At 61.1% G+C, this 16509-nt stretch carries 12 protein-coding genes and 1 riboswitch; of the genes, 10 read left to right on the top strand and 2 right to left on the bottom strand.

The window, feature by feature from the left end; all coding sequences use genetic code 11:
- Positions 1-13: 13 nt before the first annotated feature.
- Positions 14-733 (bottom strand): hypothetical protein, encoded by a 720-nt coding sequence (locus QQJ98_RS19500; RefSeq protein WP_284326956.1) that lies wholly within the window; start codon positions 731-733, stop codon positions 14-16.
- A gap of 110 nt (positions 734-843) precedes the next feature.
- Positions 844-919, top strand: a riboswitch (SAM riboswitch).
- A gap of 49 nt (positions 920-968) precedes the next feature.
- Between QQJ98_RS19500 and metZ the strand changes: the two genes are divergently transcribed.
- Positions 969-2150, top strand: coding sequence for an O-succinylhomoserine sulfhydrylase (gene metZ, locus QQJ98_RS19505; RefSeq protein ID WP_284326957.1), 1182 nt, complete (start codon positions 969-971; stop codon positions 2148-2150).
- 165 nt (positions 2151-2315) lie between these two features.
- Entirely contained in the window at positions 2316-3404 is a 1089-nt protein-coding gene (gene folE2, locus QQJ98_RS19510) for a GTP cyclohydrolase FolE2 (RefSeq protein ID WP_284326958.1), read from the top strand.
- A 277-nt stretch (positions 3405-3681) separates the two neighbouring features.
- Here folE2 and QQJ98_RS19515 read toward each other — a convergent pair whose 3' ends face one another.
- Positions 3682-5457 carry a trypsin-like peptidase domain-containing protein gene (locus QQJ98_RS19515; RefSeq protein ID WP_284326959.1) on the bottom strand — a complete coding sequence of 592 codons (1776 nt, stop codon included), beginning with the start codon at positions 5455-5457 and terminating at the stop codon, positions 3682-3684.
- Positions 5458-5610: 153 nt separating this feature from the next.
- Here QQJ98_RS19515 and QQJ98_RS19520 point away from each other — a divergent pair, with 153 nt between their 5' ends.
- The 8 genes from QQJ98_RS19520 (at position 5611) to glmM (ending at position 16464) form a co-directional block, all read left to right on the top strand.
- Complete coding sequence (locus tag QQJ98_RS19520) at positions 5611-6549, top strand: glycine--tRNA ligase subunit alpha (RefSeq protein WP_284326960.1); 939 nt, start codon at positions 5611-5613, stop codon at positions 6547-6549.
- Positions 6546-7019 carry a DUF6446 family protein gene (locus QQJ98_RS19525; RefSeq protein ID WP_284326961.1) on the top strand — a complete coding sequence of 158 codons (474 nt, stop codon included), beginning with the start codon at positions 6546-6548 and terminating at the stop codon, positions 7017-7019. The genes QQJ98_RS19520 and QQJ98_RS19525 overlap by 4 nt, the downstream gene beginning before the upstream one ends.
- On the top strand, positions 7020-9278 hold the full coding sequence (gene glyS / locus QQJ98_RS19530; RefSeq protein WP_284326962.1) for a glycine--tRNA ligase subunit beta: 2259 nt from the start codon (positions 7020-7022) through the stop codon (positions 9276-9278).
- 267 nt (positions 9279-9545) lie between these two features.
- Positions 9546-12101 carry a putative PEP-binding protein gene (locus tag QQJ98_RS19535; protein WP_284326963.1) on the top strand — a complete coding sequence of 852 codons (2556 nt, stop codon included), beginning with the start codon at positions 9546-9548 and terminating at the stop codon, positions 12099-12101.
- A gap of 183 nt (positions 12102-12284) precedes the next feature.
- Positions 12285-13028, top strand: a complete 744-nt coding sequence (locus tag QQJ98_RS19540; protein ID WP_284326964.1) for a cell wall hydrolase — start codon at positions 12285-12287, stop codon at positions 13026-13028.
- A gap of 131 nt (positions 13029-13159) precedes the next feature.
- Entirely contained in the window at positions 13160-14068 is a 909-nt protein-coding gene (locus tag QQJ98_RS19545) for a dihydroneopterin aldolase (RefSeq protein ID WP_284326965.1), read from the top strand.
- A gap of 45 nt (positions 14069-14113) precedes the next feature.
- Positions 14114-15124 (top strand): dihydropteroate synthase, encoded by a 1011-nt coding sequence (folP, locus tag QQJ98_RS19550; protein WP_284326966.1) that lies wholly within the window; start codon positions 14114-14116, stop codon positions 15122-15124.
- Positions 15121-16464 (top strand): phosphoglucosamine mutase, encoded by a 1344-nt coding sequence (gene glmM / locus QQJ98_RS19555; RefSeq protein ID WP_284326967.1) that lies wholly within the window; start codon positions 15121-15123, stop codon positions 16462-16464. The genes folP and glmM overlap by 4 nt, the downstream gene beginning before the upstream one ends.
- Positions 16465-16509 lie beyond the last annotated feature (45 nt).

The following is a 16509-nucleotide window of genomic DNA, read 5'->3' on the forward strand; positions in this document are numbered from 1 at the left end:
AGCAGCGTAACGGCTACTTTTTCTTCCAGAACTCCATCAGATCAAACTGGAACATCACCGTGGTCGGTTTTGCCCCGGCACTTAGAAACGACGATTCCGCCTCAACCGTCAGGCCGCGCACCGGCAGCGGCACCGTCACCCCCGCGCCCTGATCCAGCAGCTTGATCTTGTAGCCATCCAAGCCCGGCACCGGCAGCCATTTGTCCTTGATCAGCCCGAAGGCCATCTGCCGGGTGTCGCGCACCGCCAAGATCGGCCCCAGCATCCCCGCCGCCACCACGACCGAGCTGGTCACGATGATCGCCTTTTCGCCGGTCGGAGCGGCCTTCCACTCACCCTTGAACACCCCCCATTGCCGCTTGGCCTCGGCCTGCACGATGCCAACCTGCCGCTGAACGATCTCCAGCTTGTAGACCGCATCCAGCACATCCTTGGCCTCACCGGCATGCGGCACGGCTGGCCCCGGATTGGGCAGGGCGGGCGGCGTCGGCGCAGGCCCCGGCACCGCCCAAGCGGGGGCAGCCCCCGGCACCGGACCAGCCGCAGGGGGCCGCAAGCCAGTCTGGAACATCGGCACCAGCAGCTCCCATTTCGGCGACAACATTGCCTCCATCCAAGCCCGCGCCGCCATCTTCGCCTCGATCTCGGCGATCATCGCCTGCACTTCGGGCGACAGGGTCAGCTTTTGGTTCATAAGATTGATCGGCTTTGGCTGATATCCAAATCCAGACATAACAGTGCCTCGTTCAAAAAATTGCGCTAATCCGCACAGCCTACGCCATTTTCACGCGCTTTGGCGCAAATTCCGCAGCCCGGCGTTGACCTCGGCGCATCGCCGCGCTAATCAACCGCCGTGGTGCTTTATTCCGAATTGCGGGCCACGTTAAAAATCCGCTAAAAAGGGTCAGGGTCATCCGCCCCGAAGCCCTTAGGTTTCGGGGTTTTTCTTTTGCCCGGAGGGCCTTACCATGACCAACGACTGGAAAACGCGCACCAAACTGGTGCATGAAGGCTCGCGCCGCAGCCAATATGGCGAGATGGCCGAGGCGATCTACCTGACCCAAGGCTTCGTCTATCCCACCGCAGAATCCGCCGAAGAGCGCTTTATCAAGGCTGGCGAGGATGAATTCATCTACGCCCGCTATGGCAACCCGACGACGCGGATGTTTGAAGAACGTATCGCGGCGCTGGAAGGCACCGAAGACGCTTTCGCCACCGCATCCGGCATGGCCGCCGTCAATGGCGCTTTGACAGCCTTGCTGCGCGCGGGCGATCATGTGGTGTCGTCGCGCGCGCTGTTCGGCTCGTGCCTTTACATCCTTGAAGAGGTGCTGACCCGCTACGGCGTCAATGTCACCTTCGTCGATGGCGCAGACCTTGACCAATGGCGCGCAGCCGTCACCCCCGCCACCAAAGCGGTGTTTTTTGAAAGCATGTCGAACCCGACGCTAGAGCTGGTCGATATCACCGAAGTGTCGAAAATCGCCCATGCGGTTGGGGCTTTGGTGATCGTCGACAACGTCTTTGCGACGCCAGTGTTCAGCCGCGCGGTAGAACAAGGTGCCGATGTGGTGGTCTATTCCACCACCAAACACATCGACGGGCAGGGCCGCGCCTTGGGCGGTGTGATCTGCGGCACCCGTGAGTTTATCCGCAAAGTGGCCGAGCCCTATCTCAAGCACACCGGGGCCGCGATGAGTCCGTTCACCGCATGGATCATGCTGAACGGAATGGCGACGTTGGATCTGCGCTGCCGGGCCATGGCAGAATCTGCGCTGAAAATCGCCGAAGTGCTGTCGGGCGACGACCGTATCTCAAAGGTGATCTTCCCGGCCCTAGCCTCTCACCCGCAACACGCGCTTGCGATGGCGCAGATGGGCTCGGGGGGCACCTTGGTGACCTTCGATATCAAAGGCGGCAAGGAAGCCGCGTTCAAATTCTGCAACGCGCTGGAAATCATCAAGATCTCCAACAACTTGGGCGATGCAAAGTCGATTGCCACCCATCCCGCCACCACCACCCACCAGCGCCTGCCGCAACCGCAAAAAGACGCTTTGGGCATCACACCCGGGCTGATCCGGCTGTCTGTGGGCTTGGAGGATGTCGGCGATCTGATCCACGATCTGCAAAACGCTTTGTCTGCGATCTGAAATACGGGGGGCACCACGGTGCCCCCCGTGCCCCCCACGGCGCTGAAAACCGCGGGCATTCTCGATCCAATGTCGGCTTTGATGCGTATTTCTTCGGTCAGGCTTTGGAAATTGCGGCAACCCCCGCTATATCCTAATTCTGCGACCAACGTGGGGAGCGCTGCGATGAATATTCATATGACGGATCTAGACGTAAAACCGGGCCGTGCCGATGCCGAAGCGGCTTTGGCGACGCTGCGCGCATGGGCACAGCGCGCGACCGAGGCCGAGATTGCGGACCTCGCCCCCGGTGCAGGGGCTTTGATCGGTCAAAGCTATCCGGTGTTGTCGCGCAGCTATCCCACCGATTTCGTGGTGACAGACGCCTATAAAGACTCGATGCCCGATCTGCAAAACGGCCCTGCCAGCCTGATCGTCGGGGCCAAACAGGTGATCCAGCATGTCGGGATTTCCAACTTTCGCCTGCCGATCCGCTACCGGACCCGCCATAATGGCCCGGTGACGCTGGAAACCTCGGTCACTGGCACCGTGTCCTTGGAAGCCGAGAAAAAAGGCATCAACATGAGCCGCATCATGCGCTCGTTCTATGCCCATTCCGAGCGTGAGTTTTCGTATCAGGTGATCGAACATGCGTTGGAAGATTACCTGAAAGACCTTGGCAGTTTTGACGCCCGTATCCAGATGCGGTTTTCCTTCCCGGTCAAGGTGGAGAGCCTGCGCTCGGGTCTGTCCGGCTGGCAATACTATGATATCGCTTTGGAATTGGTGGACAAAGCCGGGGTGCGCAAGCGCCTGATGCATCTGGATTTCGTCTATTCCAGCACCTGCCCCTGCAGTCTGGAGCTGTCTGAACACGCCCGCCAAACCCGTGGTCAGCTGGCAACGCCACATTCGCAACGCTCTGTCGCGCGGATTTCGGTGGAGCTTTCGGGCGACAAATGCCTGTGGTTTGAAGACCTGATCGCATTGGCGCGCGCCGCCGTGCCGACCGAGACGCAAGTGATGGTGAAACGCGAGGATGAGCAAGCCTTTGCCGAGCTGAACGCCGCCAATCCGATCTTTGTCGAAGACGCCGCGCGCAGTTTCTGTCAGGCCCTGCAGCAAGACCCCCGCATCGGCGATTTCCGCATCGTCGCCAGCCATCAGGAAAGCCTGCACAGCCATGACGCGGTGTCGGTGCTGACCGAGGGCGCTACGTTTGCCGCCGACAGTCTGGACCCAAAGCTGTTCGCCAGCCTCTATCACGTTGGATAAAGCGCTGGGGTGACCCCCCGGCCCGACGCTTGCAAAAACAATGCCGCAAACTGGGAAGTCCGGTTTGCGGCATTGCTGTTTTCAAGAATGAGTATTTTCAAAAGAGCAAATCTTCAATGGCGCGCTCTTGGTCATCCTCTCTGCAAAAATATCCCCGCCGGAGGCTTCAACAGATCATCCGGTGCCGCGCCGCAAAGATGAACAATCCGTTAACGACCCATTGATAACCCATTGATCTTCCACGCGCGGAATTTTGTCCACGCGTGGACAAGGCCAGCTATTCCCAACAAGACACCAGCACTGTCATCCCCAAACCTGCGGTATTCAAGGCGTCGGGCGTGGCAAGGTCGCTAGAGTTGGCCTGCGTGACGCTGACCCCCACTGCCGTCAAAGCCTGCGCGATCATCCCGGCCTGCGCCGCAAATGCCACCCCATCCGGCAGCAGTTTCGCGCCCTTGACAGCAGGCGGCAGCAGCATGCCCAGCACCGCCCCGGTGCCGTCCAGCACTGGCCCGCCCGCATCGCCCGGCAAGACCGGGGCGGCCAGCCGCGACAACCCGGCTTCGCCATTCAGGCCCTTTTCTTCTTCCAGTGTGCCAAAGGTCAGCACCGGAGCGGGCAGTTTATTCTCGTAGGAATAGCCCGCAATCGCCACTTCCGAGCCAAGCCGCGCTTGCCCTGCGTGAAACAGCGCAAAGGCAGGCGGTGCAAGGGCGGTTTTCGGTTGCAAGATCGCAACCCCGGTGGCCGCATCTTGGGCCACCACTTGCGCCTCGGTGTCGTGATCCAGCGTCACGCGGCCACATTGCGCCACGGCCTCGACCGTGGTGACCACCGTGCCTTTGGCATCCACATAAAAGCCCGAACGCGACAGTTTCGGCAGCGTGACTTCCATCCCCGCCAACAAGCCCGAGCGCGTTGCCGCATCCATCGGCACCAAGCCGGGGTCCAAGGCTTTATCGCCGACGCCGCGGAAGCTGGATTTTAGCGCCGGCAAGATTCGGCTCATCCGTTCAGCATCCGCCGGGTTCCACACCACCAGATAGCCCTTCACCATGCCGTTCTTGGTCTCGGCATAGGCATAGCTTTGCACCTTGGCAGAGCTGGCATTGATCACGAAACTAGTCTCGGATTTGCTGCGCTCGCCCTGTGCGGGCACCACTTCCAGCGTTTGCAGGATGTCATAAAGCCCCGACAGGCTGTCTTGATTGCCGGGTTCGGAAATCAGGATCACCTTCAGCCCCGATCCGGCTTTTTCGTTGTAATGCACGAAAGGCGGCTCGTAATGGTCGAACTGCACCAGCGCCAGCGGCAGGGTGATCTCAATGCCCGCCTCGGGTTCCGACACTGAAGCAAAGCCGAACTCGGCCTGATCGGCGCGGTAATTGGTCCCCAAAGCCAAGCGCTGTTTGGTGGTCAGCACGCCGGTTGGCTCAAAGCCATTGGCCTCTTGCCAAGCGGCCATTGAATTGCGGGTGCCGGGGCCAAAAGCGCCGTCGATGCCGCCGTCATAAAAGCCATACCACGCCATCGCAGTTTGCAGCGCTTTGCGCTCATCCGCCGACAGCGCCGCTTCCGAGGCCTTGGCCTCGCGCGGGGTTTCTTCGGCGGGCATCACCTCGATCACCGGGGCGACGGGTTCCAGCGCGGGATCGACGACCATAAGATCGCCCGCCGGGTCAGTCAGCGGATCAACCAGCGGATCAACCAGAATCTGCCCGGCAATCGTGCCCACGGGCCAGAATTGCTGGCGATGTGTGCTGCTGTCGGTGATAAAGCTGTCGCCAGGGATCGCACCACTGCGGCGCAGATCGTTCAGCGCGCCTGCGGCCGCTTCGGGCGTGTAGGGGCCCAGCACGATGCCATACCAGCCCTCGGCAATCTGAAAGCCCGCGACATTCGGGAACTGGCCCGCATAGTCACGCGCCCGCGCTTCGGCTTCGCTTAAGGACGGTTGCGCTTCGATCTGCAACCACGCTTGTTCCTGTGCCAAAGCTGCCCGCGCAAACCCAAGCACCGCCAACAGCGCCAGCACAACCATCCGAAATCTCATAGAACCGTCCAATCTCATCTATCGCAGCGCATATCCCGGCGAACCTAGCAGAGCATGCCCCAGATGCACGCGCTTTCCGCCGCAAATCCAAGCCCTGCATTGACCCTTGGCTGCCTCTTGCCTATGGAGTGGCAACATTTCAAGAGGTCCGTCATGGCTGATGCCCCCAAAGCCCCCCGCAGCTTTCAGGAAATCATCCTGCGTTTGCAGAATTACTGGGCAGCCCAAGGCTGCGCGGTGTTGCAGCCCTATGATATGGAGGTTGGCGCCGGCACCTTTCATCCGGCCACCACCCTGCGTTCGTTGGGGTCAAAGCCTTGGGCCGCCGCCTATGTGCAACCCTCGCGCCGCCCCACGGATGGCCGCTATGGGGAAAACCCCAACCGCCTGCAGCACTATTATCAATATCAGGTGATCATCAAACCTTCGCCGCCGAACCTGCAGGATCTGTATCTTGGCTCACTGGCCGCGATCGGCATTGATGCCAGCCTGCACGATATCCGCTTTGTCGAGGATGATTGGGAATCCCCCACCCTCGGCGCTTGGGGCTTGGGGTGGGAGATCTGGTGTGACGGCATGGAAGTGTCGCAGTTCACCTATTTCCAGCAAGTCGGCGGCCATGATTGCAAACCCGTCTCGGGTGAGTTGACCTATGGCCTTGAACGCCTTGCGATGTATGTGTTGGGCGTCGATCACGTCATGGACATGCCGTTCAATGACCCATCTTCACCGATCCCGCTGACCTACGGCGACATCTTCCGGCAGACCGAGGAAGAATATTCCCGCCACAATTTCGACGGTGCCGATACCGCGCAACTTTTGCGCCATTTCGAGGATGCCGAGGCCGAATGTCAGCGCCTGCTGGATTTCCCGCCGCTCGATCCGAAATCCGGCAAGACCATCATCATGGCCCACCCGGCCTATGACCAGACCATCAAAGCCTCTCACCTGTTCAACCTTTTGGATGCGCGCGGCGTGATTTCCGTGACCGAACGGCAAGCCTATATTGGCCGCGTCCGCGCTTTGGCCAAGAAATGCGCCGATGCCTTCCGCCTGACCCCGGCGGGCCAAGATGCAGAGGTTGCACAGTGAATGGCAAATACATCGCAGGTTTCATCGTGATCACCGCAGCCATCGCAGGCGTCGCCATGTATTGGCTGCAGGAATACGCCTATTACACCCCGGCCTCTTTCCAAAAGGGCGCGGAGATCGAGCTGACCCTGATCGAATCCGGCCAACCGGAGCCGATCATAGTGGACGGCATCGAAGGCATCACCGCAGACTCCTCCCCGCTGCGCTTCCGCGCCTGCTTTCACACCCCGCTGTCCCAAGCCATGCTGACCGAAACCTACAAGCTGTACGAAAAGCCCGTGCCGCTGATCGCGCCGACATGGTTCAGCTGCTTTGACGCCACCAAAATCGGCGAAGCTTTGGAAAAGGGCGAGGCCATCGCCTTCCTGTCCCAAGCCAATATCGCCCCCGAAATCGACCGCGTTGTTGCGGTTTTCCCCGATGGCCGCGCCTATGCGTGGCACCAGCTTTCTGCTGAAGCGGAGCAATAAATGTCTGACCTGCTGATCGAACTGTTCTCGGAAGAAATCCCCGCACGGATGCAATCCCGCGCCCGCGACGACCTGAAATCCTTGATCACCAATGGCTTGGTGGATGCGGGCCTGACCTATGGCTCTGCTGGCGCGTTCTCGACCCCGCGCCGTCTGGTGCTGTCCATCGAAGGGCTGTCTCCGGAAAGCAAACCCGTCCGCGAAGAACGCAAAGGCCCCAGCGCCTCTGCCCCCCCGGCGGCCATCGAAGGCTTCCTGCGCTCCACTGGCCTGACGCTGGATCAGTTGGAACGCCGCGCCGATAAAAAGGGCGAGACGCTGTATGCCGTGATCGAAAAACCCGGTCGTGCGGCAAGCGTGATCATCGCCGAAGTGCTGGAAACCACGATCCGCAATTTCCCTTGGCCGAAGTCGATGCGCTGGGGCGCAGGCAGCCTGCGCTGGGTCCGCCCGCTCCATTCCATCCTTTGCCTGCTGTCGGACGAGTCCGGGGCCGACGTCGTCCCCCTGAACATCGACGGCATCGCCGCCTCCAACACCACCGCTGGCCACCGCTTCCTGTCGCGCGCGCGCTTTCCCGTCACCGGGTTCGACGACTATGCGGTCAAGCTGAAACGCGCCCATGTCGTGCTGGACAGTGCCGAGCGTGAAGCCGCGATCTGGCAGGGCGCGCAGAACCTTGCCTTCGCCGCTGGCTGGGAAGTGGTTGAGGATAAAGGACTTTTGTCTGAAGTGGCGGGCCTTGTCGAATGGCCGGTGCCGCTGATGGGTCGGATTGCCGACACCTTCCTTGCCCTGCCGCCCGAGGTTTTGCAGACTTCCATGAAGGAACACCAGAAGTTCTTCTCGGTGCGCAACCCCAAGACGGGCCGGATTGAGGGCTTCATCACCGTCGCCAACACCGAAACCGCCGACCATGGCGAGACGATCCTGAAGGGCAACCAAAAGGTGCTGTCGGCGCGGCTGTCGGATGCGAAATTCTTCTGGGAAAACGATCTGCGCGTGGCGAAAGCCGGGATGGGCGAGTGGCTCGACGGTCTGAAATCCGTCACCTTCCACAACAAACTCGGCTCTCAGGCTGACCGTATCGCCCGCATTGCAGCACTCGCGGCCGAGATCGCCACGATGGTCGGCGCCGACCCCGCCCTCGCCAAACAAGCAGCGGAAGTGGCAAAAGCCGACCTCCGCTCGGCCATGGTCGGCGAATTCCCCGAACTGCAGGGCCTGATGGGCATGTATTACGCCCGCGCGGCGGACCTGCCCGAGGCTGTAGCGCTGGCCGCCCGCGACCACTACTCGCCGCTGGGTCCGACCGATACTGTGCCGAGCGACCCAGTGAGCGTCGCCGTGGCGCTGGCCGATAAGATCGACACCCTGACTGGTTTCTGGGCCATCGACGAAAAACCCACTGGGAGCAAAGACCCCTTTGCGCTGCGAAGGGCGGCGCTGGGGGTTATTCGGTTGGTGTTGGGGAATGGGTTGCGCGCAAGTCAGCTTCGTTGTCTCGAATTAGGCAACATTCAACACTTGCTGTTCAAATTGAACGCTCAGGAACATGGTGACCAGCTTGGCGGTTTACTCATCCTTGCACTACTGGATCGGGCAAACAGCGACTTCAAGCTGATGCTGGAGCCGTCTAAATACAAGGTTCCTTCCAATTTGGATGAAAGCCGAAAGAATGAGAACTATCTCGATTTCAGAAAGAAAATTTGGGGAGGTTACGTTGACGAAGGGGATGGTGTTCTCGCCTTCTTCCACGACCGCCTGAAAGTCTTCCTGAAAGACCAAGGCATCCGCCATGACGTGATCGACGCTTGCCTTGCCATGCCGGGCAATGACGACCTCACCCTGCTGGTCAAACGCGCCGAGGCGCTTGCCGCCTTCCTGAAAACCGAAGACGGTCCGAACCTGCTGCAAGGCTTCAAACGCGCCAACACCATCCTGACCCAAGCCGAAACCAAGGATGGCGTCGAATACTCCTACGGTGCCGATCCGAAATTCGCGGAATCCGACGAAGAACGCGCGCTGTTTGCAGCCCTCGACACCGCCGAGGCCGCGATCACCCCTGCCATGCGTGCCGAGGATTTCGCCGCAGCGATGGCCGCGATGGCGCAACTCCGCGCCCCCATCGACGCCTTTTTCACCGCCGTTCAGGTCAATTCTGATAACCCGATCATCCGCCGCAACCGCCTGAACCTGCTGCACCGCATCCGCGCGATCTGCTCTGGCGTGGCCGATCTGACCAAACTCGACGGCTGACAGGCACCGGGAAATCGGGGGATTCGCCAAAACAAGGTTAATCCCCCGTCATCCCGGCACAATCAGCGCGCGGTATGGCCTGTAACTGGCCCCTTTATGGCCGCTTTCTGGGTCATTAACCTTTGATTAAACCGAAAATTAACACGGCGATCTCAACCCCTTAGCGCCGCCCATCCCGGCCCCACGCCAAAGTTTGCCACATCAGCACAAAGCTTGCACAAGCACGCAACCCATGTATCCTGCGCCCGCAAAGTAAAAGGTGCCGCAGTGCAGAAAATCGCCGAGTTCGCCGAAATCACCCCCAGTGCTGACATCCGCCGCGATGCCCACGGCTGGCGCGCGAAATGCCTGCAACGCTTGGTGCGGCTGGACCTGCCTGTGCCCGAAACCGTGGCTTTGCCCGCCCAAACTGTGCGCTCGATCGCGGCGGGTCATCCTGTTGATTCCAAAGCCATTCTGTCGCATTTCGGCCCAATCCCGCTGATTTCGGTGCGACCCTCGCCGGAAAATCCCGACTGGGGCGGGCCCGGCACCGTGCTCAACATCGGCATGAACGCCGCCCAACACGCGCGGCTGGTCGACACCAATGGCCGCGAAGCCGCCGACGCGCTCTATCTGCGATTTGTGCAAACCTACGCCACGCATGTCGCCCGCCTTGACCCCGATATGTTCGATTCTGGCACCCCCAACGCGGATAGCTTGCGCGATGCGTTGCGGCATTATGAGCGGGAAATGGAAGAACCCTTCCCCGAAGACCCGGCCCAGCAACTCTCGGAAGTGCTGCGCAGCATGGCAAGGGCCTGGGAAGGCACCTCTGCCAGGTTGCTGCGCCAAGCCAAAGGTGCGCCCGTAGAGGCCGCTTTGGGCCTTGTGGTGCAGGAAATGGCCCAAGGGATCGGGCAGGGGATTTCCGGCTCGGGCGTCATGCAATTCATTGATCCTGTTACAGGATTGCCTTTGGTCAAGGGGCGTTACTTGGGGCAATCTCAAGGCCGCGATGCCTTGAAAAAGACCGAGGCGATCTACCTCACCCGCGACAAACGCGGGCCTTCGCTGGAAGATATTGCGCCCGAAATCTTTGCCGATCTGATCCGCCACGGCGCGGTGTGTCGGCAAAAGCTGCGCGAAGAAATGCAGATCGAATTCACCATCGAGGATGGCAGACTCTCGGTTCTGGACGCCGTGAAAGTGCAACGCTCGGCCCGCGCAGGCCTGAAAATCGCGGTGGCTTTGGCAGATGATGGCGTGATCAGCCGCGAGGAGGCCGTGTTGCGGGTCGAACCCCGCGCCTTGTCGGAATTGCTCCACCCGCAGGTCGATATGCGCGCCGCAAGAGACGTTTTTGCCAAGGGTATCGCGGCCTCTCCGGGGGCTGCTGTGGGGCGGATCGTGTTCTCCTCCCAAGCCGCCCAAGCCAGTGCGGCGCGTGGAGAACCTTGCATCATGGTGCGCCGGGAAACCGCTCCCGAGGATATTCGCGGCATGCACGCGGCTGTGGGTGTGGTCACCGAACGTGGTGGTGTCACTTCGCATGCTGCTGTTATTGCACGCGGTTTGGGTGTGCCCTGTGTTGTCGGCGCCTCCGGTATGCGTCTGGATCCAAAAGAGAAACGCCTGATCGCCGCCGATGGCCGCAGCTTTGGCGAGGGCGATCTGATCACCGTCGACGGAACCACCGGCGATGTGCTGGCGGGCGCCGCCGAAATGCTGGCCCCGGCCTTGGACGATGCGTTCCGCAAGCTGCTGTCATGGGCTGACAGCTTCCGCGACATCGGTATTCGTGCCAATGCCGACACCCCCGCCGACGCCGCCACGGCGCGGCAGTTTGAAGCACAAGGCATTGGTCTGTGCCGGACCGAGCATATGTTCTTTGACGAAGACCGCCTTGTGGTGATGCGCGAGATGATCTTTGCCGACACCTCAAAAGATCGCGCGGCGGCCCTTGCGCGTCTGCTGCCCATGCAGCGCGCCGATTTTGTACAACTGTTCGAGATCATGGCGGGCCTCCCGGTCTGCATCCGCTTGTTCGACCCACCGTTGCACGAATTCCTGCCCCATAGCCGTGAAGGTTTGCGCGAATTGGCAGAGGCGCTGGATCGCCCCCTGTCCGAAGTCACCCGCCGCGCCGAGGCGCTGGCCGAGTTCAACCCGATGCTTGGCATGCGCGGTGTGCGGTTGGGCGTGGTGCTGCCAGAAATCTATGCGATGCAGGCGCAAGCGATCTTTGAGGCAGCCGTAGAACTCGCCCGCAAGGGCACGCCCGTGGTGCCGGAAATCATGATCCCGCTTGTGTCGGCCAAGCGCGAGGTCGAGTTGGTGAAAGCGCATGTCGACGCCATTGCGGCCTCGGTGCGGGCGAAATCGGGTGTGGCGTTTGACTTCAAACTTGGGGTGATGGTGGAGACCCCACGCGCCGCCCTGCGCGCCGGAGAGATCGCCCAGCACGCGGCCTTCCTGTCTTTCGGCACCAATGATCTGACGCAGATGACTTATGGTCTGTCGCGCGACGATGCTGGCCGCTTTATGAACACCTATGTTCAGCAGGGGGTTTTCCCGGAAGATCCGTTCCATATTCTTGATGTGGATGGGGTGGGCGAATTGCTTTTGATCGGGGCAGAGCGGGGGCGGGCGACGCGGCCAGACCTGACAGTTTCGATCTGCGGGGAACACGGCGGTAACCCCGAATCGATTGGATTTTGTCGTAAGGCAGGCTTCGATTATGTGTCCTGCAGCCCGTATCGGGTGCCCTTGGCACGGCTTGCGGCGGCTCATCTGGCATTGGCTGATCGTGTGGATGTTCGGAATATCACCACAATATCATGAATTTGCGCGACGAAGTGAAGGTAACGCATTAAGTGATTGCGCGGAAATCCGCTCAAATGTCCAAGAATCGCGTTGTATTTTGGCCACGCGGCTGGACCGGTTGGAATTGAGTCTTTACGCCAGTTCCTCGTCGTGGGGGCTGCTCCCTTTCGGCGCTGCTGAAACAGACCGGGATACTGATATATGCGCTTCCACCAAGTCTGGACGAGTGCCGCTGCTGCGGCTTGCGTCCTTAGCGGGGCAGCCTTTGCCGATGTGACGGTAAGCCAATCCAACGACCCATCTTTGTTGATGGGCGCGCAGATGGCGTCGCTGTTGGGGGCGGAACATAGGGCCGTCGATTCATTGCCAGAGGCAAAGTTGACGGCGATGGCGGTTGGCCCGAAGGCGGTCGAGACCGCGCCAGTCAAGGCTGCCAAAGCCCAGATCAAAGCCGAGAAAGCAGCAAAAGCGGCACCTGCGCTGCAAAACGCCGCTTTGCAAAACCCGGTGCTGATCAGCTATTCCTCCGATTGGCTGATGGCGCAGCCTGCGGCCACCGGCGATCAGCAGTGGCAATGCCTGAAAACTGCGATCTATTTTGAATCGCGCGGCGAAAGCCTGCGGGGGCAGTTTGCCGTGGCCGAGGTGGTGCTGAACCGCGTCGATAGCCCGCGCTATCCCAAGACAATCTGCGGCGTGGTGCAGCAACGCGGTAGCGGTTCTTGCGCGTTCTCGTATTCCTGCGATGGGGCAAAAGACGTGATGACCGACCGCAGCTCGGCCGAGGTTGCGGGCCGGATTGCCCGCGTGATGCTGGACGGTGCGCCGCGTGCGCTGACCTCGGGGGCGACCTATTTCCACACGCGTGCGGTCAGCCCGTCGTGGTCGCGCCAGTTCCCCCGCACAGCCGAGATTGGCTCGCATCTGTTTTACCGCCAACCCTAAGACGTTATCTTGCGATCCGAATATAGCGATCTCGCGTCGCGCCTCTTGCGCTTCCTGTCGGGTTCGGACTAGGCGCTGTGCGGGGCAGGCGGTAGCTTGCCCTGATTGCGTTTCGCCTTTCGGGGGCCAGTATGACCAGCGACATTGCCCAAGCCTTTGCCCACCCGGAAGAGCGGTCTATCGCCTCGGCCACCGCTGATCCGCGTGACCGGATCAGTCTGCGCGATCATATCGTCGAGGTCGATATCGGCGCGTTTCAGAAAGAGCGCGGCCATACCCAGCGCGTGCTGTTTGATATCGTGGTCGAGGTGCGCCCGGCAGCGCAGCCGCTGAACGACGACGTTGATCTGATCCTGTCCTATGACACTCTGACCGAGGCTGTTGCGGCGGAACTTGCCGCAGAACGGCTGAACCTGCTGGAAACCCTTGCCGAGCGTTTGGCTGAACGTATTCTGGCCGAACCGCAAGCGATGCGGGTTTTCGTGCGGATCCAAAAGCTGGATGTTGGCCCCTACAAGCTGGGCGTCGAAATCGTGCGCAGCCGGGCCGAGGTTGCGGTCAAAGTGATGGGCCATGATGGTGAGGAAGCCGCTGTGCATCCGCTGGTGGTTTTCCTTGATAATGCCGCGATCATGGCCAGCGATTTGGCCAGTCGGTTGGACCACTGGCAGGGGCAGGGCCGTCCGGTGATCCTGACGGTGGGTCTGCCCGATATGGCGCGCCCGCAGACAGGGCATAAGCCCACGCAACGCCGCGTCGATCTGTTGGCGATTGAGCAAAATGCATGGGTGCTCGCCGCCCGCGATCCGCGCTGCGTGGTCATGGAAACCCGGACCGAGATTGATTGGGCGATCAAACGCGGTCAGATGGTGGTCTGGGCCCCGTCAAAGCTGGTGCTCGATGCCGTCGATGGCCCGCACAGCCGCGAGCCCGTGGCTTTGGCTTTGTGGCTGGCCGAGTTGATGGCCGCCGAGCGTTTGGTGGTTCACGGCGATGTTGCACTTCCGGCGGGAAGCCGCGTGCAGGTCGATCAGGCCTGAAGCTTCCCCCTTGCGAGGCAACCGCCAGAGTTTTACGACAGGTTCATGACCTATATCCGCCCCATCCCGATGACTGATCCCGCCCGCCCGATTGACGCTTTGCCGCTGGCAGGCGGCTGGTGTTGGTTTAATCAGGTCGAGGTGTTGGACCGCGACGCGCCGCCCAAGATGGTGCCTGTGTCCGATCTTGACGCGGAAACCCGTGTCCGTCTGGCTGCGCGCCGCCCTGATTTCGCGGGGCTTTCTATGGACCGGCCGCGCATCATGGGCATCCTTAATGTCACCCCAGACAGCTTTTCCGATGGTGGGCTGTTCCTGCGCCCCGAATCCGCGTTGATGCAGGCGCGCAAGATGGCGGCGGGGGCCGATATCCTTGACATTGGCGGCGAAAGCACGCGACCCGGCGCGGTCGAAGTAAATGCTGCCGAAGAAGTCAGCCGCACCGCGCCGGTGATTGCGGCGTTGCGGGATGGCGGCCTTGATGTGCCCATCTCGATCGACACCCGCAAAGCTGTGGTGGCCGAGGCCGCTTTTGCAGCGGGTGCGTCCATTTTGAACGACGTGACGGCGCTGAAATTTGATCCTGCTATGGCAACGGTTGCTGCGGCGTCGGGGTGCCCGGTGATCCTGATGCACTCGATTGCGACGCCCGAGACCATGCAGGCCGATCCCTACTACGACGATGTTCTGCTGGACGTTTATGACGCTTTGGCGGCGCGGCTGGGCGAGGCCATAGCCGCAGGCATCCCGCGCGAAATGCTGGCGGTCGATCCCGGTATCGGCTTTGGCAAGACCTTGCAGCACAACCTGATCCTGCTGTCGCGGCTGTCGCTGTTTCACAATCTGGGCTTGCCGGTGCTGCTGGGCGCGTCGCGCAAACGCTTCATCGGCGCGATCAGCGCAGAAAGTGATGCGCAAAAGCGATTGCCGGGTAGCCTTGCCGTGGCTTTGGCCGGGGTGGCGCAGGGGATGCAGATGATCCGCGTGCATGATGTGGCCGAGACTCGGCAGGCTTTGTCACTCTGGCAGGCCGCAACAACAGGAGGTGCGGCATGAGTCGCAAACTTTTCGGCACCGATGGCGTGCGCGGCACCGCCAACAGCTATCCGATGACCGCCGAGATGGCGTTGAAACTTGGGGCTGCCGCAGGCGAGTTCTTTCGCCGCGCTGGTGCAACCGCCCATCGGGTGGTGATCGGCAAGGACACGCGGCTGTCTGGCTATATGCTGGAAAACGCTTTGACGGCGGGTTTGACCAGCACTGGAATGAATGTGCTGCTGCTTGGCCCTGTGCCTACCCCTGCCGTGGGATTTCTGACCCGTAGCATGCGCGCCGATCTGGGCGTGATGATCAGCGCCTCGCACAACCCGCACCATGACAACGGCATCAAATTCTTCGGCCCGGATGGCTTTAAATTGTCCGACGCCGCCGAGGTTGAAATTGAGACGATGGTAGAGGCTGATCCCAATCTCGCGCTGCCGGAAAATATCGGCCGGGCCAAGCGGATCGACGATGCGGTGGGGCGCTATCAGGAATTCGTCAAGACCACCTTTCCGGGCGGGCTGCGGCTGGATGGGCTGAAAGTGGTGATAGATTGCGCCAATGGGGCTGCCTACAAGGCCGCGCCGGAAGTGTTGTGGGAGTTGGGGGCCGAGGTGATCCCGGTTGGTGTCAGCCCGAACGGCAAGAATATCAACCAGCGCTGTGGTTCGACTTACACCCAGACAGCGGCTGAGGCGGTGGTGGCGCATGGCGCGCATGTCGGGATTTCGCTGGATGGCGATGCTGACCGGGTGATGATCCTGGATGAGATGGGCCGGGTTGCTGACGGCGATCAGATCATGGCGCTGCTGGCAGGGCGCTGGGCGGATGAGGGACGGTTGCAGGGCGGCACTCTGGTCGCCACCGTGATGTCCAATCTGGGGCTGGAGCGGTTCATGACCGGACGGGGGCTGCGGTTGGAGCGGACCTCGGTTGGGGACCGCTATGTGGTTGAGGCGATGCGGCGCGGCGGGTTCAATCTGGGGGGGGAACAGTCGGGGCATATCGTGATGACCGACTATGCCACCACGGGGGATGGCTTGATCGCGGGCTTGCAGTTTCTGGCTGAGATGGCGCGGTCGGGCTTGCCTGCCAGCCGTTTGTGCCAGCAATTTGAGACCGTGCCGCAGATGCTGAAAAATGTCCGTTACGCGCCGGGGTTGGAGCCTTTGAAGGCCGAGAAGGTGCGCGCTGTAATTGCAGCCAAAGAGGCCGAGATCAAGGGTAAGGGGCGGATTTTGATCCGCAAATCCGGCACTGAACCGCTGATCCGGGTGATGGCGGAATGTGAGGATGAGGCGATGCTGCGCGATGTTGTCGATGAGATCGTCGGGGCGGTTCAGGCGGCGGTTTGAAGCCGTGTCCACGCGTGGACACGGGTTGCGTTTATGTGAAATCAA

Source organism: Cypionkella aquatica, from assembly GCF_030161095.1.
GTDB classification, from domain to species: domain Bacteria; phylum Pseudomonadota; class Alphaproteobacteria; order Rhodobacterales; family Rhodobacteraceae; genus Cypionkella; species Cypionkella aquatica.

Bases quoted from the DNA above. Each gene is read 5' to 3' on its own strand.
- QQJ98_RS19500 (WP_284326956.1), bottom strand. From the start codon at position 733: ATGTCTGGATTTGGATATCAGCCAAAGCCGATCAATCTTATGAACCAA.
- metZ (WP_284326957.1), top strand. From the start codon at position 969: ATGACCAACGACTGGAAAACGCGCACCAAACTGGTGCATGAAGGCTCG.
- folE2 (WP_284326958.1), top strand. From the start codon at position 2,316: ATGAATATTCATATGACGGATCTAGACGTAAAACCGGGCCGTGCCGAT.
- QQJ98_RS19515 (WP_284326959.1), bottom strand. From the start codon at position 5,457: ATGAGATTTCGGATGGTTGTGCTGGCGCTGTTGGCGGTGCTTGGGTTT.
- QQJ98_RS19520 (WP_284326960.1), top strand. From the start codon at position 5,611: ATGGCTGATGCCCCCAAAGCCCCCCGCAGCTTTCAGGAAATCATCCTG.
- glyS (WP_284326962.1), top strand. From the start codon at position 7,020: ATGTCTGACCTGCTGATCGAACTGTTCTCGGAAGAAATCCCCGCACGG.
- QQJ98_RS19540 (WP_284326964.1), top strand. From the start codon at position 12,285: ATGCGCTTCCACCAAGTCTGGACGAGTGCCGCTGCTGCGGCTTGCGTC.
- QQJ98_RS19545 (WP_284326965.1), top strand. From the start codon at position 13,160: ATGACCAGCGACATTGCCCAAGCCTTTGCCCACCCGGAAGAGCGGTCT.
- folP (WP_284326966.1), top strand. From the start codon at position 14,114: ATGACCTATATCCGCCCCATCCCGATGACTGATCCCGCCCGCCCGATT.
- glmM (WP_284326967.1), top strand. From the start codon at position 15,121: ATGAGTCGCAAACTTTTCGGCACCGATGGCGTGCGCGGCACCGCCAAC.